This window comes from Bradyrhizobium sp. 179 (assembly GCF_023073535.1).
In the GTDB taxonomy this organism is placed as follows: domain Bacteria; phylum Pseudomonadota; class Alphaproteobacteria; order Rhizobiales; family Xanthobacteraceae; genus Bradyrhizobium.
The window spans coordinates 89676-107619 of record NZ_JADPJR010000130.1 but is presented as its reverse complement, the minus strand read 5'-3'; the positions used below and the strand labels follow the sequence as shown (position 1 = coordinate 107619).

The following is a 17944-nucleotide window of genomic DNA, read 5'->3' as shown; positions in this document are numbered from 1 at the left end:
TTGACCGCAGTGGCCCTACACAAGCGGGAGTGAATGCATCACGGACCCCGCAACGTCTTCTCGTACTTTTTCACCAGCCGCTCCCGCTTCAGCCGCGACAGCCGCTGGATCCAGAACACGCCGTCGAGCTGGTCGATCTCATGCTGGTGGCAGACGGCCCGCAGGCCGTCCGATTCTTCGCTATGCATGTTGCCGTCGAGATCCTGATAGCTGATCCGCACCCGCGCGTGGCGTTGCACCTCGTCGTTGACCCCAGGCATCGAGACGCTGCCCTCGCGGTGCAGGATCATCTCGGGTGAGGCCCATTCAACGACCGGATTGACGTAGGTGAGGGGACCGTCCCTGGCGTCGAGCTCGAGCACGACGAGCCGCAAGGGCACACCGACATGCGGCGCGGTGATGCCGATCCCGGGTGCCGCCCGCATCGTCTCCAACAGGTCCGCCGCCAGTTTGCGCAAGCCGTCGTCGAATGCGCTGACGGCTCGTGCAGGCATCGCGAGCCGGCGGTCGGGGTAGCGGACGATGGAACGGATGGTCATGCCGGGTTCTTACCATTCATGCATGGTTGAAGCACTCCGTTGTTGCGCCGCCTCGATCGGTCAGGGCCCGAGGCGTCAGGTTCCTGTTCGCAAGCGGGAGGAGTCGGCTACAACGATCGGGGCGGAGGGGCTATCCTGAAAGCTCAAAGACCACGGAATTTCTGCAAGTGCTCTCGGACGTTCTCAAGCGCAAGTCGATCTACAGTTACTTCAGCCGATCGGCGATGGAGAAGGCGGTTTCCTATCAGGCGCAGGGCCGTGTCTCGAACCTCAAGGTCAGCGATGACCTGAAACATGTCAGCGCGCAGGTGCGCGGCAGCGGAGCAAACAGGTATGAGGTCGATATCGTCTTGGTGTTCAGCGGTGACGAACTTGTCGACCTCGATGGCGATTGCAGTTGTCCGATGGAGTACAATTGCAAGCATGTCGCTGCAACGCTGCTGGAGGTGCTGAGTGGGAGGGAGGTCCCGGCAGCGGGCACGCAGGCTGCCAGCAACGCACCCATGGCGCCTCCGGTTCTTTCGTCCGAGCTCACCAGCTGGATCGACAGCGTTGGCCGGACGGTGCGGGGTGACGGGGCTGGCGCGGATCAGAATCAGTGCCTGCTGTACTGCCTGGAGCCATCGGACCACGCGATGCCGCGGCTTGAATTGTCCCTGCGGTCCGTCCGTGTGCTGAAGGGCGGCGGCTTCGCTGACAATTATACCAGCCCCAGCCTCTACGAGTTCAAGGCTGAGCGGGCGCCGAAATACTTCCGCGATGTCGACATCGACATCATGACGCAAGTGGCGACCGGCACCCGCAGCTATTACGAGCAGGGACCCTATTCGGAGGAACTGCTGAAGCGGATTGTCGCGACTGGCAGGGCCTTTTGGCTTGACCACAAGCGGAGCCCGCTGACGTGGGCAGACGCGCGCTCGGGCCGGATCGAGTGGCGATCGACGGGAAAGAGCGGTCTCACGCCTCATCTCCTTGTCCCCGGGGCGGTCGCGCTCAACGCCGAGCCGCCGGTGTACGTTGACGAGGCCGCCGGCCTGATCGGGCCGGTACAATCGGGCCTGCCCCCACGGTTGGCCTTCAAAATCCTCTCGGCTCCCGCCATTCCGCGCGCGCAGGTGGAGGAGGTCTCGCGCCGCCTCAGTCAGAAGCTGCCTGAATCTCACCACGGCCTCTTGCCTGCGCCGCCGACCGTCGCTGTGTCAATCGAAGAGGATCCTCATCCGGTGCTGCGGCTGCGGCTGGGTCACGTCGCGAGCTACTATTCCTACTCCCGCGGCGGGAACCAGGAGCACGGGCCGGCGGCGGTCGCTACCCTCGGATTCCGCTATGGCGGCTTCGATATTGATCCACCAGCGAGCGAGCCGGGTGGAGCTGTTTCAGGCCGGCAAGCTGTTTTCGATCACGCGGCGACAAAGTAAGGAGAAGCAAGCGCGCAAGCGTCTGGCGGATATTGGTCTTCGTGACGCGAGGACGGCACTGCCGGCGCTCGACTTCCGTCATGCCAACGATCTCACGCTGAGCAACCAGGGCGGCTGGTTCGATTTTCTCGCCCAGCATGCCGAGCGATTGCGCTCCGAAGGCTTCGAGATTCTGGTCGACGAGGACTTTCCGTTTCGGCTCGCGGACTCCTCCGGCGACTTCGATGCCGCGCTGGAATCGAGCGGTATCGACTGGTTCGAACTGGCGCTCGGCATCGACATCGACGGCGAGCGCCACGATCTTGCCCCGCACGTCGCCGCGCTGGTATCGGCGCCCGACTTCAGGCCAGAACGGTTGCGGCAACTCGCAGAAAAGCGCGACCGGTTTTATCTCCCGCTCGCCGACGGCCGCCAACTGGCGCTGGCCGCCGATCGCTTTTTGCCTTTGGTGCTGGCGCTGCACAGCCTGCACATGAACGGCACTCTCGCCGATGGGTCGAAGAAGATCAGGCTGTCGCAGGCCGACGTCGTTCCGCTGCTGGGCCTGGAGAACGAGAATTTTGTTTTTCGCGGGGCCGACAATCTCCGTCGTCTCGCTGGCCTGCTTCAGACGCGAGGGCTGACTGCGCCCGACCTTCCGCCGACCTTTCGGGCGACGCTTCGACCCTATCAAGCCCAGGGTGTGGCCTGGCTCGACCTGCTTCGCGAGAGCGGCTTGGGCGGCGTCCTCGCCGATGACATGGGGCTTGGCAAGACAATTCAGATCCTGGCGTTGATCGCGCTGGAAAAGCAGCGGGGACGGCTCACCAATCCTGTGCTGGTTGTCGCGCCGACGAGCCTGATGACCAATTGGTCAGCCGAAGCGCAGAAGTTCGCCCCGGACGTGAAGGTCCTCGTCCTTCAGGGGCCAGAGCGCAAGGAGAAGTTCCCGGCGATTGGCGAGCATGATCTCGTGCTGACCACGTATCCCTTGATCGCGCGAGACCGGGAGGTGCTTCTGGCGCGGGAATGGCACATCGCCGTGCTGGATGAAGCCCAGACCGTCAAGAATCCAGACGCCGCCACCACTCGCTGGTTGCGGGATGTCAAGGCAGCGCACCGCTTCTGTTTGACGGGCACGCCGATGGAAAATCATCTCGGCGAACTCTGGTCGATCATGAGTTTCGCAAATCCAGGCTATCTCGGGGACAAGGCGGCGTTCTCGCGCCAATGGCGCTCGCCGATCGAGAAACGGGGTGACAAGGTCCGCACTGAAGCGTTAGCGCAGCGGGTTAAGCCCTTCCTGCTGCGTCGGACCAAGGCCGAAGTCGCCACGGAACTGCCGGCCAAGAGCGAGATATTGGAAACGATCGTGCTCGAAGGTCCGCAGCGCGATCTCTATGATTCCATAAGGTTGTCGATGTCGCGCAAGGTCCGCGAGGCCATCGCGGCCCGTGGTTTCGCGAAGAGCCACATCGTCGTTCTGGAAGCCTTGCTGAGAATGCGGCAGGCATGTTGCGATCCGGCGCTGCTGAAGTTGCGGGATGGCGTGGAGCGGCCGTCGGCCAAACTCGAACGTCTGATGGAGATGGTATCGGAGCTGTTGAGCGAGGGCCGGAAGATCATCGTCTTCTCTCAGTTCACCTCCATGCTCGATCTGATCCGGCGGCGCCTCGATGCCAATGGCCTGCGATACAGCCTTCTTACTGGTGACACCAAGGACCGCAAGGCGGCGATCGAAACCTTCCAGAACGGTTCGGCGGAGCTTTTCCTGATCAGCCTGAAGGCGGGTGGGGTGGGCCTCAATCTGACCACGGCGGACACGGTGATCATCTTCGATCCCTGGTGGAATCCTGCGGTCGAGGAACAGGCGATCGATCGTGCCCATCGGATCGGACAACACAAGGCAGTGTTTGTTTACAGACTCGTGGCCGCCGGCACCATCGAGGAGAAGATGGACGAGCTCAAGGCCAGAAAACGGGCGCTGGCCGGCAGTCTATTCGAGCGCGATGGACAGATTGCTTCGGCGCTCACCGAGACGACGTGAAGGCCCTGTTCGAGGCTTGACCGCGCACGGCGCTCCGGCAGGCAGGTTGGCATGGCCTCTGGCGAACCGGCGCAGGGGGCCATTGTGCCGGTGTTTTGCCTGACTGAGTCAAACCGCCGTCGCAATTGCCGTAAGTCATTGATCTTGCAGCACCCGGCTACTGTGCATGGGGTTGTTTTCGCAATTTATTGGCAGGTTGCAAAAACGTGCGGCAAAAATGACGTGGCACTGTCGGTCGGCGCTGTTCCCAATCGTCTTCCACGCGAGACAGACCTGAACAGGAGACCAAAATGACCCAATCCCCCTATCGCTGGGTGATCGTCGCCGCCGGCGGCCTGCTCGGCTGCGTTGCGATCGGCGGCATGTTTTCGCTGCCGGTGTTCCTGCAGCCGATCGCCAAGGACACCGGCTGGTCGGTGACCGGCATCTCCAGCGCGATGACGATCGGCTTTCTGGCCATGGCCTTCACCAGCATGGCCTGGGGCACGCTGACGGATCGATTCGGGCCGCGGCCGGTGGTGCTGACGGGATCGACCGTGCTGGCGCTGAGCCTGTTCGCCGCGAGCCATGCGACCTCCCTGATCGTTTTCCAGTTCGTGTTCGGCCTTCTGGTCGGGGCGGCCTGCGCGGCGATCTTCGCGCCGATGATGGCGACCGTGACCGGCTGGTTCGAGACCCATCGCAGCCTCGCCGTGTCGCTGGTGTCCGCCGGCATGGGCATGGCGCCGATGACGATGGCGCCGTTCGCGGCCTGGCTCGTTTCCGGCCATGATTGGCGGACCTCGATGCAGATTGTCGCCCTGGTGGTCGGCGCCATCATGATCCCGGTCTCGTTCCTGGTGCGCCGTCCGCCGGCGCTCGCGCACGCGGCCGCCGCACCAACGGGCGCGGCCGGGCAGGGCGAGATGTCGATGGGCGAGGCATTGCGCTCGCCGCAATTTTTGATCCTGCTCGCCACCAACTTCTTCTGCTGCGCCACCCACTCCGGTCCGATCATCCACACCGTCAGCTATGCCGTGAGCTGCGGCATTCCGCTGGTCGCGGCAGTGACGATCTACAGCATCGAAGGTTTTGCCGGCCTGGGCGGCCGCATCGCCTTCGGCGTGCTCGGCGACCGCTTTGGCGCCAAGCGCGTGCTGGTCTCGGGCCTCCTGCTCCAGGCGTTCGGTGCGCTCGCCTACGTCTTCGCGCATCAGCTCACGACGTTCTACGCGGTCGGCGCCGTCTTCGGCTTCATCTATGCCGGCACCATGCCGCTCTACGCCGTCCTCATCCGCGAGAACTTTCCGCTCAAGATGATGGGCACGGTGATCGGCGGCACGGCGATGGCCGGCAGCCTCGGCATGGCAACCGGTCCGCTCGCCGGCGGCCTGATCTACGACGCGTTCTCGAGCTATGCCTGGCTCTATATCGCCTCCTGGGCGATGGGTCTCGGGGCGTTCCTGATGGCAATGACGTTCCGCCCGTTCGCAAAGCCGCAAGGCGAGGTGGCAGCGGCGCCGGCATAAGTTCGTGATCGAGGCGCAGCATCAGAGCTGCGCCTCGATCGCCGCCTTGTCGATCACCGACCAGACCTGCCGGATCTTTCCATTGTGAAACGTGTAGAAGACGTGCTCGCAAAAGGACACGCGCCTGCCGTTCACCTCGAGCCCCAGGAATTGTCCGACCGGCGTGCAGTCGAATGCCAGCCGGCAGGCGATGGTGGGTGGATCTGAGGTGAGCAGCGCGATGTTGAAACGCAGATCCGGGATATCGCGAAAGTCCTGCTCCAACATCGCACGATAGCCAGATAGGCCGAGCGGGCGGCCATTGTGGACGACATCGTCATGCACGAACTGGCCGAGGCCCGGCCAGTCCTGCCGGTTCAGGCAGGCGATGTAGTTGCGATAGCGGTCGGCGAGGTCGGCGCTGTTCATCGTGAAGCTCCCATGCTGCAACGATAACGCAGCAGGAGGCGAATTCGCCTCGCGGCGTCACAGCCGCTTTTCAAAGAACAGATCGGGATAGGGATCGTCGTTGAAGCGAGGAATCTCGCGCCAGCCGGTGCTGCGGTAGAGCTGGCCGGCCTCGGGCAGCGCGCTGTTGGTGTCCAGCCGCAGCAGCGTGATGCCGAGCTCGCGCGCAGCATCCTCGGTCGCATCCATCAGGCGGCGGCCGAGCCGCAATCCACGCGCGGCGGGCGCAACCCACAGCCGCTTGATCTCGGCATAGCCGTGATCGGTGCCCTTCAGCCCGACGCAGCCAATCGGCAGCGTGTCCGAGATCGCAACGATGAATGTGCCGCGCGGCCGGCGCATGTCCTTGGCATCGGGATCACGCGAGCGCGACACGTCGAAGCCCTGCTTGAAGCGCCGGCCGAGCTCGGCATAATACTCGCCGAGGCAATAGCGGGCCTCCGCGCTTTGCGGGTCCATCTCGTCCAGCCTGACACGCTCGCGCGTCAGCGCGGAGGCGATCAGGTCCATCGCTGCCAGCAGCGCCTCGGCTTGCGAGTGTTGCGCGAGGATGCCGCCCGCCTGCGCGTTCGACAGCGCCTCATAGGCTGCGAACTCGCGCCGGCCCGCGCGCGTGAGCTTTGCCATGCGCCGGCGCGCATCGTCCTCGCGTGCGTTGGTCTCGATCAGCCCTTCGTCCTCGAGGCTGCGAAGCAGCCGGCTCATCAGCCCGGAATCAAGACCGAGATAGTCGCGGATCTCCGCCACGTCCGAGCGGCCGTGGCCGATCGCGTTGAGCACCCGCGCCGCGCCAAGCGGCCGGCCGCGGCCCAGGAACGAGGTATCCAGCGCACCGACAGCGGATGTGACGGCGCGGTTGAAGCGGCGGACGCGGGAGACGGGGTCGAGCATGATGTCTGACTTTAGTCAGGTATCTCCTGCTGTCAATCGCTTTGGGCAGGTCAAGAGGTCCTCGCATGGCGCAGATCGCAACCGCTTCCGTTGCGCCAGCCGACGGGAGATCGCCGCGGCGATGCCGCGCGAGCCGCCGGTCACGCGTGCCACACCGCGGCCGGGACACGCGAGAGGTTGAGGCTGTCGCTCCACACGCTCTCAGTGCGAGCGCAGCGAAGCAGTGCAGAAATGGATCCGGGAAAGACTCCGGCTTGCTTCGCTGCGCGCAATGACGAGACTGGAGCTCTCGCGCGCCTCTTTGTGAGTTGTGCCCGTGCCGTGAGCCGCTACCATGCGGCCGCTCCCGGAGCGTGGGACGTACAGGAAGCGGAGACCACATGAGCGGCCAGGACCACAAAGTCAAAGGATCGGACTTGTTTGTCGCCGCGCTGGAAAACGAGGGCGTCGACCGCATCTTCGGTGTCCCCGGTGAGGAGAATCTCGATCTCGTCGAATCGCTCCGCACCTCAAGGATCGAGCTGATCCTGACGCGCCACGAGCAGGCCGCCGCCTTCATGGCTGCCACGCATGGGCGGCTGACCGGCAGGCCCGGCGTGTGTCTGTCGACGCTTGGACCCGGCGCACTCAATCTATCCACCGGCGCGGCCTATGCGCATCTCGGTGCGATGCCGATGATCCTGATCACCGGTCAGAAGCCGATCATGAGCAGCCGGCAGGCGCGCTTCCAGATCGTCGACGTGGTCGCGACCATGAAGCCGCTGACGAAGCTGTCGCGACAGATCGTCAGCGCCTCCAGCATCCCGACCGTGGTGCGCGACGCCTTTCGCGTCGCGATGGAAGAACGGCCCGGGCCGGTTCATCTCGAATTGCCAGAAGATATCGCGGGCGACGAAGTATCCGCCGTCCCGGTGATCCCTGTCCATCCGATCGAAATTCCGGTCGCGCATCGTGCCGCGCTCGACCGTGCCGCCAAGATGATCCTGGCTGCAAAGCGTCCGCTGGTGATGATGGGCGCTGCGACCAGCCGGCCGCGGTCGACGCATGGCATCGCAAGCTTCGTGCGGCGGACCGGCATTCCCTTCTTCACCACGCAGATGGGCAAGGGCACCGTGCCCGGCGGCACCAACCTCTATATGGGGACCGCCGCGCTGTCCGAACGCGACTACGTTCATGACGCGATCGATGCCGCCGACCTGATCGTCGCGATCGGCCACGACCCCATCGAGAAGCCACCCTTCATCATGGGGCCGGCGGGGCCGAAGGTGATTCACGTGAGCTATACACCGGCGAGCGTGGAGCTGGTCTATTTTCCCGACGCCGAGGTCGTCGGCGACGTCGGCCCGAGCCTGGAGCTGCTCGCCGATCGGCTCGAAGGCAAGCTGCCGCAGGCGGCGGCGCTTTTGCCGCTGCGCGAAGAGATTCTCAGGCACATCGCCGATCGCGCCACCGAGCCGCGCTGGCCGCCGACACCGCAGCGGATCGTGCACGACATCCGCCAGGTGATCCCGGAGAACGGCATCGTCGCGCTCGATAACGGCATGTACAAGATCTGGTTCGCGCGCAACTACCGCACCCGCGTTGCCAACACGCTGCTGCTCGACAATGCGCTGGCGACGATGGGTGCGGGCCTGCCGTCGGCGATGATGGCCGCGATGCTCCATCCGGACCGCCGTGTGCTCGCGGTCGCCGGCGATGGCGGCTTCATGATGAACAGCCAGGAGCTGGAGACTGCCGTCCGTCTCAAGCTCAATATCGTCGTGCTGGTGCTCGAGGACAACGCCTACGGCATGATCCGCTGGAAGCAGGCGGTCGATCATTTCGCCGATTACGGCATGACCTTTGGAAACCCGGACTTTGTCGTCTATGCCAACGCCTACGGCGCTAAGGGACATCGCATCGCGAGCATCGACAGCTTCGGCCCGACGCTGGAGGCGGCCTTCAAGGAGGGCGGCGTGCACCTCGTCTCGATTCCGATCGATTATTCGGAGAACGTGCGGGTGCTGGTCGACGAGCTGCGGGCGCATGAAAAATCGAAGGCGTAAGTGTGTTCGACACTTCGCCACACCCGTCATTGCGAGCCAACGGGTCCGCGCGAAGCGCGGCCCGATGACAGGCTCCGCGAAGCAATCCAGAGCCGTTCCGCAGAGGCAGTCTGATTGCTTCGTCGCTTCTCCTCGCAATGACGGGGTATGCCGACCAGCCCGAATGCGATAACAACTTGCGGCAACATCATCCAACCAACCACAGGAATATGAAATGACCCGCGTTCGTTGTGTCACCGAGATGGGCATGGGCGTCGATGTCCACGGCAGGGACGCCACCAAGGCGGCGAAACGTGCGGTGTCGGACGCGATCAGGCATTCGAGCCTCGGCTTTTTCCGGATGATCGGGAAGACCGCGAACGACATGTTTGTCGACGTCACGATCGCTGTGCCCAATCCGGAAGCCGTCGACAAGGAAGCCGTCGCCAAGGAGCTGCCTTACGGCACGGTGACCGTCAATGCAGTCAATGGCGGGATGGAGATTCCCTCGGCCACGGAAGTGGCCAACGACCCCATCCTCATCGCCAATGCGGCCGTGATCGTCAGCTTCGACAAGGACTAGGCCGGTGTCCGACAGCGATATGGCGCTACTCGATCGTCCGATCTGGAGCGCTCTGACGACGCGTCAGAAGCATCTGGCCGAAGGCGGCCCGCGGGCGCTGCGCTATCCCGTGGACATGACGCCATTTGCCGACATGATCGACCTGTCCGCGGCAAGCTTTGCTGCGCTCGGTGATCTCATGACGGGATCGCAAGTCGCTGCGCTGTTTACGCCGGAGCCGGTCGACGTGCCCGCCGGCTTCAAGGTCGTGCTCGCCGAGACCGGCGAGCAGATGATCGGATCGCCCGCCGACAGCCCGCTCCGCGATGCCGAGATCGTCACGCTGGGACCCACCGACGTGCCCGCCATGATGGCGCTGACAGAGCTGACCAAGCCGGGCCCATTCGCGCTGCGCACGCTCGAACTCGGAACGTTCTTCGGCATCCGTGCCGGCGGCGAGCTGGTTGCCATGGCCGGCGAGCGGATGAAGCCAGGCAATTTCACGGAAATCACGGCCGTGTGCGTGCATCCTGATCATCGCGGCCGACGCTATGCGCAGGCGCTGCTCGCGGCGGTCGCGCGGCAGATCGAGGCGCGCGGCGAAATTCCTTTCCTGCATGTATTTTCGAACAACGCGTCCGCCATCGCGCTCTATCGGCGGCAGGGCATGCGGATTCGCCGTCGCCTGCACGTGACGGCGCTGATGAAGCAGGAATGAGCTGCGCCGCGGGCTTCATATCCGGCGAATTCGCGCTATATCGTTCCCAACCATAATTTGGGGAAACACATGGACGCCAGGACACCTGATTTTTCCGCCGCGCGGACGGCGATGCAGCGCTACGTCGATCAGGAGATCATCCCCGGTGCATCCTGGGCGGTGCTGCGGGGGCGCGATGTCGTCGACCAGCAATGCGTCGGCTTTGCCGACCGCGAGGCCAACACCGCGCTTCGGCCCGACCACATTTTTCGTGCATTCTCCAACACAAAGATCTTCGTCACCTGCGCCATCATGCTGCTGGTCGAGGAAGGCCGCGTCGGGCTCGATGATCCCGTCGAGAAATTTCTGCCGCAGCTCGGCCATCGCACGGTGTTGAAGCCGGGGGCTGCGAGCCTTGCCGATGTCGAGCCGGCGAGGGGCCCGATCACGATCCGACAGCTGCTGACCCACACGTCCGGGCTCAGCTACGGCATCTTCGATCCGGGCACGGTGCTGTTCAAAGGCTACAACGAGGCGCGCGTGCTCAATCCGCTGACGCCGCTCGCCGACATGATCGACCGGCTTGCCGATCTGCCCTTGTCCTATCATCCCGGCACCGGCTGGGAATATTCGGTGGCGACCGACGTGCTCGGCCGCGTCGTCGAGGTGGTCTCCCGCCAGCAGCTCGACGCTTTCCTCAAAGCGCGCATCTTCGATCCGCTCGGCATGACCGATACCGGCTTCTATGTGCCGGAAGCGCAGCAGGGCAGGCTGGTTGCACTCTATAACGGCGCTGATGTGCTCGATCCCATGAAGCCCGGCCTCACGCGGGCCGACCATCTGCCTTATCCGCAGGCCTATCGGCGGCCGTTGCCGCGGCTGTCCGGCGGCGGCGGTCTGGTCTCGACCTTGCCCGACATGCTGGCGCTGGTGCGCGCGTTGCTGCCCGGTTCTGATGCGCTGCTGAAGCCGGAGACGCTGCGGCAGATGACGACGAACCAGTTGCCCGCTGGCCAGACCATCCGCTTCGCCAATCTCGGGCCCATCCCCGGCAAGGGGTTCGGCCTCGGTGGCGCCGTCACCTTCGCGCCGACGCCGTTCGATCCCCCGAACTCGACCGGTGAATTCCAGTGGGGCGGCCTTGCAGGCACCCATTGGTGGATCTGCCCTGACGCCAACACCGCCGGCGTGCTGATGGCCCAGCGTTACATGGGGTTCTGGAATCCCTTCTTCTTCGAGTTCAAGCGCCTGGCGTATCAGGCGGCCGGAGGCTGATCCCGAAAAAATCTTCCGACCCTGCGAATCCTTTTTGGGGATCGCGCCCTCTTGATGGTCGAGACGATCAGTCTCGGTCCATATCGGAGGATGTGATGGGATTTTATAGGAAGAACATCGGCGGTCCGCATCAGGCGGTGCGGGTCGTCTTGGGCCTCGCGATCGCGGTCGCAGCGCTGGTCTATCTCGCTGGCACCGCGGCGTGGCTGGTCGCGCTCGGCGGAGCGGGCTTTGCAGTGACCGGCCTCGTCGGCTACTGCCCGATGTGCGCGATGGCTGGTATCGGCAAGGGAGGGGTGTCGTGAGCGCGGCTACGATCTCGCCAAATTTGTTCGAGGCCGCACGGCTCGGCGATCCCCAGGCGATCGCCTCTTTGCTGGAGAGGGCACAGCCCGACATCCGCCGCTATGCGCGGGCGACCTGCCGCAGCTCGGCGGATGCTGAGGATGCAGCGCAGGAAGCGATGTGGATCCTGTTCCGGCACGTCGGGACGATCCGCTCGCTGCTGGCGTTTTCGGCTTGGCTGTTCAGCGTGGTCCGCCGCGAATGCCTGCGACTTGCACGCAAGACAGGCCTTGCCCCAGCGGTGGACGACAGCGAGATGGAGGCGGCACTTCTGGCCCGCCCGGAAGCCGATCTGAGGCTTGATGTGGCCGCCGCCTTCGAGGCGCTGCCGCCGCATTATCGCGACGTCGCGCTGATGCGCGACATCAAGGAGATGACCATCGACGAGATCGCCGCCGCGCTCAGGGCCTCCAGGCAGACCGTGAAGGCCCGCCTGCATCGCGCCCGCGCCCTGATGCGCGAATATTTGACGAGATGAGACACGGCGCAAAGCCTGTTCGCACCGCACCGGACAGGGTGCAAAAGGGTTGCGAGTGGGGGCCTACCCCCACTCGCGGTTTGCGTCAGTCCTTCCACGGATCGAACTCGCCTTCGCCGGCCATGGCGACGGCGAACGGCCGCAGCGTGTGCAGCACCCGCACGGTGCCGGCGTGCTGCGCCAGCACGTCCGGCAGGCGGCGATAGGCCATCGGGCTCTCATCGAGGTCGGCACCAACAAGGGTGACTCCGCGCTCGCTCAGCCATCGGTCCATCTCCGCGCGCGAGAAGCGCCGCTTCGCCTCCCTTCGTCCGAACAGGCGGCCGGCGCCGTGCACGGTCGAGTACAGCGAGGCCTTGGCTTCGGGGCTGTCGACGCCCTCGAGGATGACGGCGTCATCACCCATCGAACCGCCGACGAATCCCTTCTGGCCCGGAAACGCCGGCGTCGCGCCCTTGCGAACCACCCACAAATCACGGCCGTCGTGGGTCTCGCGCCAGGCGTAGTTGTGGTGGTTGTGCACGCTCTCGGTCACGCTGCCGCCGATGATCCGGCGGACGCGCTCGACGACCCACTCGCGGCCGGCATAGGCGTAACGTCCGGCGAGCTGCATCGCCGCGATGTAGCGGCGGCCGAGCTCGGACTCCTCGTCGACCACGGCAGGCGGCACGTTCATGCCATCCTTGCCGCCGGCGGCCTTGAGATATCGCGTCGCGGAGGTGTGCCCGAGGCCGCGGCTTCCGAAGTGGACACCGACCCAAACAAAGCCTTCCTCGTCGCGCATGAGGTCGACATAGTGGTTGCCCGATCCGACCGTGCCGAGCTGGCTCACCGCCTTCTGACGGTAGGCTTCCATGTCGCTCTCGCGCCAGGCATCGCCGTCGTCGAACAGCGCGTGCTCGGCCCGCTCGGCATTGGCGCGGCCGACACCGAACGAGATCGTCTTGGCGACGTCGCGGATGATCGTGGGCACGATGTCGGCTATGTCGTCGAACCGGGTGTCGAGCTTTGCGGCCATGTTGCCGCAGCCGATGTCGAAGCCGACGCCGGAGATGCTGATCTGCTTCTCATAGGCGATGACGCCGCCGACCGGCTGGGCATACCCGAGATGGCCGTCGGCGCAGATCACGCCGGATACGACATTGCCGACCGCCATGCAGTTGCGCATCTGCGCCACGGTCGCCTCCTCATGCGGACCGAAGATCTTCAGCGGCGCATTCTGGAAGCGGGCATCCTGCGGACGCAGCTTTGCGATCTCGCTCGCGGCGGTATTGGCCTCGCGGGCGAGATGCTCCTTGCGCGCAGCGTCGCGGTACGAGCACCAGGCCGGCTGGCCGCGTCCTTCGCCGACGCGCGAGTCGGGATCGATACCGGCGGCGAGGCAGAGCTCGCGGGCGCGTTCCATGTAGGGATCGGATCGTCGCATGGCCTTGATTCCTGCTTCACTTCCTGCGCGCACCACAGAGTGGACGCGCGGCTCCCGTCGGAGATTTCGCTGGTTCCCGGCGCAGTCCCGCGTCCGGATTCGTTGTCGTTGCGCATCAATTCAACGCCGTCTTCGAGGTAGCGATCCACGCTACCAAGGCTTCGGAGAAGCGCCGCGGGCAACAAAAAACCCTCCGGAGCGGCAGGCTCGGGAGGGTCCGTGAGAAGCGGACTGCCTGCGGTTGTCAAGCAAACGCGCGTGTGAAATTGCAAGATATGGACGCAAGACATGGACGAGTGAGTGCCAACCTATCTCGGTCTCGATGGATTTCGCTTCGGCTGGGTCGCTGCCTGGATCAATGAGCGCGGCGATCATGGCTTCGATTACTCACCGGGCCTGACGCGCCTGCTCGCGATGCCGCATGCCCGTGCGATGATCGACATGCCGATCGGCTTGAATCCAAGCGGCTATCGCGCTTGCGATCTGCGGGCGCGCGAATTGATCGGCCCTGCCGTGTTCCTCGGCGCGCGCCGCGACCTTTGGACGTTCCCGGATATGGCTGCGGCCAATCGCTATTACTGGGAGCAGGAGGGCAAGGGCAGGGGCGTATCGGCGCAGCTCTGGAACATCAGAGGCAAGCTCAAGGAGGTCGACGATGCCATGGCGCCGGCGCGGCAACCGACGATCGGCGAGGCCCATCCTGAATTGATCTTCTGGAATCTGGCCGGACGAGTTCGGCTTGAGCCGAAGACGTCGTCGCGTGGTCAAGCGCAGCGTATTGCTCTGCTGAGAGACCGGGGCTTCACCAAGATCGAGACATGGCTGACGCTTCGCTATCGCACCGCCATCGGCCGTGACGATCTCATCGATGCCTGCGCCTGCGCGGTCGCGGCGCGCGACAGCACGCAACGTGTCGGCGACGACGAGATCGATCCGCGAGGCCTGAGAATGGAGATCAACTATTGAGCCCTCCTTAGCCCTCGCGATCGCTTCCGTCTCCCGTGTAGCTGCGGCGAGGATAACTCTGCTTCAGATGAAAGCCATCGTCGTCCAGCCTTGCTGCTCTCTGTTCGTACTCCTCGGCCATGGACTGCAGCCGCTGCGCGGCTTCGCTATGCGCGAGATCGCCGGCGACGCGGCGGCACCGCTCAGCATGGTCGAGCAAGGCGCGCTTCTCGATGCTCATCTGGCGATAACGCTTGGAAGGCTCAATGGTCCCTGCGCAGGCGGTTGGAACAGCGCAAGAGCTGCCTCGATGATCGGGAAAAAGTAGCAATATTTTCAAGCGGGCTAGGAACATGGTTCCTGAGCCGACGTTGAGGCCAAAGGCTGCTGAGGGACAAGGTAACCATGTATGATGCCTGCCAATTGGCGACCGCGATGCTCGCGGTTGCCTTTACGGCCCTGCTGTTGATCACGGGCCAACGGTTCATCGAGTACCGATTGCAACATGAAGCAATGATTCCGATCGTGGCGATCGCAACGCTGCCGCGATAAGCGCGGGTTCGCCGGGACGAATCGTGACTTGCGCCGGACAGCGTCCTGCTTAGATTGTGCACGCCTCAGTCCATGCACCGCAGGTCTCGATGTCCGATCTATCCGCCTTTCCCATCACCAAGCGTTGGCCGGCGAAACATCCCGAACTGCTTCAGCTCTATTCCTTGCCGACGCCGAACGGCGTCAAGGTCTCGATCATGCTGGAGGAGATTGGATTGCCTTACGAAGTTCACCTCGTCGATTTCGGCAAGGACGACCAGAAGACGACCGAATTCCTCTCGCTCAATCCGAATGGCAAGATCCCGGCGATCCTCGATCCGAACGGCCCCGGCGGCAGGCCGCTGCCGCTGTTCGAATCCGCGGCGATCCTGCAATACCTCGCCGAGAAGACCGGCAAGCTTCTGCCGGAGGACGCCGCACGCCGCTATCAGACCATCCAATGGGTGCATTTCCAGATGGGCGGCATCGGGCCGATGTTCGGCCAGGTCGGCTTCTTCCACAAATTCGCCGGCAAGGACTTCGAGGACAAGCGGCCACTCGAGCGCTACGTGAGCGAGTCCAAGCGCTTGCTCGGCGTGATGGAGACTCATCTCGCCGGCCGGCACTGGTTCATGAATGACGATTACACCATCGCCGACATCTCGATGCTCGGCTGGGTGCGCAATCTCATCGGCTTTTACGGCGCAGGCGATCTCGTCGAGTTCAGCCAGTTGAAATCGGTCGGCGCTTGGCTTGAACGAGGCCTCGCGCGTCCGGCGGTGCAGCGCGGGCTGAACATTCCGAAACGGCCGTGAGGCTAGCCCAGCGCCTTGTACGTCATGTAGAGCGCCATCAGCGCGACGAGGGCGATCATGGTCCGGCGCAGCACCGATTTGCTGACGCCATTGGCCATGCGTGCGCCGAGATCGGTGCCGATCCAGAGGCCGGCCAGAATGCCGATAATGGCCGGCCAGCTGACCATCAGTCCCTTGCTCCAGTAAATCCAGGCCGCCAGACTGTTGGTCGGGATCACCGAGAAGATGAGGCTGACGAGTTGTGCCTGATGCTGCGGTACGCGCAGGCCCGCGGCGAGGCCGACGGTGATCGCGAGGCCGCCGCCGATGCCCATGAAGCCGGACGAAAAGCCCGCGAGCACGCCGATAAGCAGCAGAGGGAGCCACGGCAATTCGGCAGGATCGCCGGCCTTGCTCTCGCCGTCCTTGCGGTCGCGGCGTAGCGCCAGCGCCGCGATCAGCGCGACAAGATAGATGACGTAGGTCCATTGCAGCACTGTGTCGGGCGTGGCGGCCGCAACACAACTACCGCTGGCGCCGCCGATGAGAAATCCGATGCCGATCCAGACGATCCATTGCAGCGGGCTGCGGTTGCCGCTCTGCCAGTAGCGGCGTACGCCCGCAAGGCCCGTCGGCGGCACTTGTGCGATCAAAGATGTGCCCTGGGCGACGTGCTGCTCGGCGCCGAGCAACAGCACGGAGAAGATGACGAGGCCTCCGCCGGGGCTCGTACCCGAGAAGCCCGATGCCAATCCCGCGACCAGACCGACGCCGGCGCCGGCGAGGAGTTCATATATCCAGGTCATCGTTCATGTCCTGGTTCGTCGCTTGACGTCCGCCTTGGTCGTGCGCAGGCCGTCGACCACGCTGTCAACGGCCATCATGCAGGCGTCGAGGTCAAAATCCTCGCCCCAGCATTGTTGCAGTACAAAACCCTGGAAAATCGCGATCAGCACGCGCGCGATCGCTTCGGCGCCGAGGTCGCGCTTGATGAGTCCGTCATGCTGGCCGCGCTCGACCAGCGCCACGATCAGCGCGCGCGGCACGTCGATGCCTTCGACGACGCTGCTGCGGACGCGGCGGTTGCGCAGCGCTTCGGCCCAGCCATGGATGCCGACACGGCGGCGGGGCTCGCCGGCGGGATCGGTAAGCCATTGCGCGTAGACGCGGACCAGCGCGTGCAACCTTTCGATCGGATCGCCCGATCCTTGAGCGACCGAGTTGAGCACGGCCTCACGGCGATGCCGGTCCTCCGCGAGCGCTTCGATCAGATCGTCCTTGCTCTGGAAATAGAGATAGACCGCGCCGTGGCTCAAGCCCGATCGCTTGACGATATCGGCCATGCCGGTCTGGTGAAAACCGTTCTCGGCAAAGCAGGCGAGGGCCGCTTCGAGGATCTGCTGCCGCCGGCCTTCGCGCTTCTTGTCGCTGATCTTGGGCATCGGCTCAGTCCATAAATAACTGACAGATTGATCGCTTTGGAAGTTTGTCAGCCGCGGACAAATTCCCGGCGATGTACATAAAAAACGATCGATCAGTCATTTTCAAGGGGGAGCGGCAGCGAGGTCAAGACCTGCCGGCGCCGGACCGGAGACAAGTGGCTGACGCGCCCTGCCAGCGGCGGGGCGGCTCTTGGCTCGTGTGCCGCTAGAACAGCCGTCCGCCGTTGGGCACGGGCTTGCTCGGCTGCACCAGCACGACCTTGCCGGCAGCATCGGGGAAACCGAGGGTCAACACCTCGGATACGACCGGGCCGATCTGGCGCGGCGGGAAATTGACGACGGCCGCGACCTGCAGCCCCACCAGCGTCTCGAGCGGATGATTTTCGGTGATCTGCGCCGAGCTCTTGCGGACGCCGATCGCAGGGCCGAAGTCGATCCATAGCCGAAAAGCCGGCTTGCGCGCCTCCGGAAACGGCTTGGCGTCGACGATGGTGCCGACGCGGATATCGACCGCGAGGAAGCTGTTGAAGTCGATGGCCGGCGCGGCGGCGGCCACGGGGTCGTGAGTGACGTGCATGGTCCATCCGTTCGGAAAG

Annotated in this window: 21 protein-coding genes; 13 read left to right on the top strand and 8 right to left on the bottom strand. The window is 64.3% G+C overall.

What is annotated here, in order from left to right; all coding sequences use genetic code 11:
- Positions 1–38: 38 nt before the first annotated feature.
- Positions 39–539 (bottom strand): peptide deformylase, encoded by a 501-nt coding sequence (locus tag IVB12_RS29620; protein WP_247304386.1) that lies wholly within the window; start codon positions 537–539, stop codon positions 39–41.
- 224 nt (positions 540–763) lie between these two features.
- Between IVB12_RS29620 and IVB12_RS29615 the strand changes: the two genes are divergently transcribed.
- A complete protein-coding gene (locus IVB12_RS29615) occupies positions 764–1957 on the top strand; it encodes an SWIM zinc finger family protein (protein WP_247304384.1) in 1194 nt (397 codons plus the stop codon).
- Here IVB12_RS29615 and IVB12_RS29610 read toward each other — a convergent pair.
- Positions 1848–2429, bottom strand: coding sequence for a hypothetical protein (locus IVB12_RS29610; RefSeq protein ID WP_247304382.1), 582 nt, complete (start codon positions 2427–2429; stop codon positions 1848–1850). The genes IVB12_RS29615 and IVB12_RS29610 overlap by 110 nt on opposite strands.
- Here IVB12_RS29610 and IVB12_RS29605 point away from each other — a divergent pair.
- Together IVB12_RS29605 and IVB12_RS29600 are read left to right on the top strand one after the other, a co-directional pair.
- Positions 2406–3983, top strand: coding sequence for a DEAD/DEAH box helicase (locus IVB12_RS29605; RefSeq protein WP_247304614.1), 1578 nt, complete (start codon positions 2406–2408; stop codon positions 3981–3983). The two genes, IVB12_RS29610 and IVB12_RS29605, sit on opposite strands and share 24 nt — an antisense overlap.
- Positions 3984–4273: 290 nt before the next feature.
- Positions 4274–5491 carry an MFS transporter gene (locus tag IVB12_RS29600; RefSeq protein WP_247304380.1) on the top strand — a complete coding sequence of 406 codons (1218 nt, stop codon included), beginning with the start codon at positions 4274–4276 and terminating at the stop codon, positions 5489–5491.
- A 21-nt stretch (positions 5492–5512) separates the two neighbouring features.
- Here IVB12_RS29600 and IVB12_RS29595 read toward each other — a convergent pair whose 3' ends face one another.
- Both IVB12_RS29595 and IVB12_RS29590 read right to left on the bottom strand, forming a co-directional pair.
- A complete protein-coding gene (locus IVB12_RS29595) occupies positions 5513–5899 on the bottom strand; it encodes an ester cyclase (RefSeq protein WP_247304378.1) in 387 nt (128 codons plus the stop codon).
- A 57-nt stretch (positions 5900–5956) separates the two neighbouring features.
- Positions 5957–6829, bottom strand: a complete 873-nt coding sequence (locus tag IVB12_RS29590; RefSeq protein WP_247304376.1) for a bifunctional helix-turn-helix transcriptional regulator/GNAT family N-acetyltransferase — start codon at positions 6827–6829, stop codon at positions 5957–5959.
- Positions 6830–7209: 380 nt separating this feature from the next.
- Between IVB12_RS29590 and IVB12_RS29585 the strand changes: the two genes are divergently transcribed.
- The 6 genes from IVB12_RS29585 (at position 7210) to IVB12_RS29560 (ending at position 12210) form a co-directional block, all read left to right on the top strand.
- Positions 7210–8874 carry an acetolactate synthase large subunit gene (locus IVB12_RS29585; protein WP_247304374.1) on the top strand — a complete coding sequence of 555 codons (1665 nt, stop codon included), beginning with the start codon at positions 7210–7212 and terminating at the stop codon, positions 8872–8874.
- 214 nt (positions 8875–9088) lie between these two features.
- Entirely contained in the window at positions 9089–9436 is a 348-nt protein-coding gene (locus IVB12_RS29580; RefSeq protein WP_247304372.1) for a Lin0512 family protein, read from the top strand.
- Between the two features lie 4 nt (positions 9437–9440).
- Positions 9441–10133, top strand: a complete 693-nt coding sequence (locus IVB12_RS29575; protein ID WP_247304370.1) for a GNAT family N-acetyltransferase — start codon at positions 9441–9443, stop codon at positions 10131–10133.
- A 69-nt stretch (positions 10134–10202) separates the two neighbouring features.
- Entirely contained in the window at positions 10203–11387 is a 1185-nt protein-coding gene (locus IVB12_RS29570) for a serine hydrolase domain-containing protein (RefSeq protein WP_247304368.1), read from the top strand.
- A 95-nt stretch (positions 11388–11482) separates the two neighbouring features.
- Positions 11483–11692: a DUF2892 domain-containing protein gene (locus tag IVB12_RS29565; protein ID WP_247304366.1), complete on the top strand. Its 210-nt coding sequence runs from the start codon at positions 11483–11485 to the stop codon at positions 11690–11692.
- Positions 11689–12210 carry a sigma-70 family RNA polymerase sigma factor gene (locus IVB12_RS29560; RefSeq protein WP_247304365.1) on the top strand — a complete coding sequence of 174 codons (522 nt, stop codon included), beginning with the start codon at positions 11689–11691 and terminating at the stop codon, positions 12208–12210. Before IVB12_RS29565 ends, IVB12_RS29560 begins: the two co-directional genes overlap by 4 nt.
- Positions 12211–12295: 85 nt before the next feature.
- On the opposite strand, the gene IVB12_RS29555 is transcribed toward IVB12_RS29560, so the two are convergent.
- Entirely contained in the window at positions 12296–13636 is a 1341-nt protein-coding gene (locus IVB12_RS29555; protein ID WP_247304363.1) for an RtcB family protein, read from the bottom strand.
- Between the two features lie 300 nt (positions 13637–13936).
- On the opposite strand from IVB12_RS29555, the gene IVB12_RS29550 reads away from it, so the two are divergent.
- The 4 genes from IVB12_RS29550 to IVB12_RS29535 all read left to right on the top strand — a co-directional run bounded on the left by IVB12_RS29550 (position 13937) and on the right by IVB12_RS29535 (position 15927).
- Positions 13937–14602 carry a DUF429 domain-containing protein gene (locus tag IVB12_RS29550; protein ID WP_247304361.1) on the top strand — a complete coding sequence of 222 codons (666 nt, stop codon included), beginning with the start codon at positions 13937–13939 and terminating at the stop codon, positions 14600–14602.
- Between the two features lie 67 nt (positions 14603–14669).
- Positions 14670–14909, top strand: coding sequence for a hypothetical protein (locus tag IVB12_RS29545; protein ID WP_247304359.1), 240 nt, complete (start codon positions 14670–14672; stop codon positions 14907–14909).
- 77 nt (positions 14910–14986) lie between these two features.
- Positions 14987–15133: a hypothetical protein gene (locus IVB12_RS29540; protein WP_247304357.1), complete on the top strand. Its 147-nt coding sequence runs from the start codon at positions 14987–14989 to the stop codon at positions 15131–15133.
- A gap of 89 nt (positions 15134–15222) precedes the next feature.
- Positions 15223–15927: a glutathione S-transferase N-terminal domain-containing protein gene (locus IVB12_RS29535; RefSeq protein ID WP_247304355.1), complete on the top strand. Its 705-nt coding sequence runs from the start codon at positions 15223–15225 to the stop codon at positions 15925–15927.
- 2 nt (positions 15928–15929) lie between these two features.
- Here the strand turns inward: IVB12_RS29535 and IVB12_RS29530 are convergent, their stop codons facing one another.
- The 3 genes from IVB12_RS29530 to IVB12_RS29520 all read right to left on the bottom strand — a co-directional run bounded on the left by IVB12_RS29530 (position 15930) and on the right by IVB12_RS29520 (position 17925).
- Entirely contained in the window at positions 15930–16712 is a 783-nt protein-coding gene (locus tag IVB12_RS29530) for a sulfite exporter TauE/SafE family protein (RefSeq protein WP_247304353.1), read from the bottom strand.
- Between the two features lie 3 nt (positions 16713–16715).
- Positions 16716–17348 carry a TetR/AcrR family transcriptional regulator gene (locus tag IVB12_RS29525; RefSeq protein ID WP_247304351.1) on the bottom strand — a complete coding sequence of 211 codons (633 nt, stop codon included), beginning with the start codon at positions 17346–17348 and terminating at the stop codon, positions 16716–16718.
- A gap of 205 nt (positions 17349–17553) precedes the next feature.
- Entirely contained in the window at positions 17554–17925 is a 372-nt protein-coding gene (locus tag IVB12_RS29520) for a tRNA-binding protein (protein ID WP_247304349.1), read from the bottom strand.
- Between the last annotated feature and the right edge of the window lie 19 nt (positions 17926–17944).

Bases quoted from the DNA above. Each gene is read 5' to 3' on its own strand.
- IVB12_RS29620 (WP_247304386.1), bottom strand. From the start codon at position 539: ATGACCATCCGTTCCATCGTCCGCTACCCCGACCGCCGGCTCGCGATG.
- IVB12_RS29615 (WP_247304384.1), top strand. From the start codon at position 764: ATGGAGAAGGCGGTTTCCTATCAGGCGCAGGGCCGTGTCTCGAACCTC.
- IVB12_RS29600 (WP_247304380.1), top strand. From the start codon at position 4,274: ATGACCCAATCCCCCTATCGCTGGGTGATCGTCGCCGCCGGCGGCCTG.
- IVB12_RS29595 (WP_247304378.1), bottom strand. From the start codon at position 5,899: ATGAACAGCGCCGACCTCGCCGACCGCTATCGCAACTACATCGCCTGC.
- IVB12_RS29590 (WP_247304376.1), bottom strand. From the start codon at position 6,829: ATGCTCGACCCCGTCTCCCGCGTCCGCCGCTTCAACCGCGCCGTCACA.
- IVB12_RS29585 (WP_247304374.1), top strand. From the start codon at position 7,210: ATGAGCGGCCAGGACCACAAAGTCAAAGGATCGGACTTGTTTGTCGCC.
- IVB12_RS29580 (WP_247304372.1), top strand. From the start codon at position 9,089: ATGACCCGCGTTCGTTGTGTCACCGAGATGGGCATGGGCGTCGATGTC.
- IVB12_RS29570 (WP_247304368.1), top strand. From the start codon at position 10,203: ATGGACGCCAGGACACCTGATTTTTCCGCCGCGCGGACGGCGATGCAG.
- IVB12_RS29565 (WP_247304366.1), top strand. From the start codon at position 11,483: ATGGGATTTTATAGGAAGAACATCGGCGGTCCGCATCAGGCGGTGCGG.
- IVB12_RS29555 (WP_247304363.1), bottom strand. From the start codon at position 13,636: ATGCGACGATCCGATCCCTACATGGAACGCGCCCGCGAGCTCTGCCTC.
- IVB12_RS29545 (WP_247304359.1), top strand. From the start codon at position 14,670: ATGAAAGCCATCGTCGTCCAGCCTTGCTGCTCTCTGTTCGTACTCCTC.
- IVB12_RS29540 (WP_247304357.1), top strand. From the start codon at position 14,987: ATGTATGATGCCTGCCAATTGGCGACCGCGATGCTCGCGGTTGCCTTT.
- IVB12_RS29535 (WP_247304355.1), top strand. From the start codon at position 15,223: ATGTCCGATCTATCCGCCTTTCCCATCACCAAGCGTTGGCCGGCGAAA.
- IVB12_RS29530 (WP_247304353.1), bottom strand. From the start codon at position 16,712: ATGACCTGGATATATGAACTCCTCGCCGGCGCCGGCGTCGGTCTGGTC.
- IVB12_RS29525 (WP_247304351.1), bottom strand. From the start codon at position 17,348: ATGCCCAAGATCAGCGACAAGAAGCGCGAAGGCCGGCGGCAGCAGATC.
- IVB12_RS29520 (WP_247304349.1), bottom strand. From the start codon at position 17,925: ATGCACGTCACTCACGACCCCGTGGCCGCCGCCGCGCCGGCCATCGAC.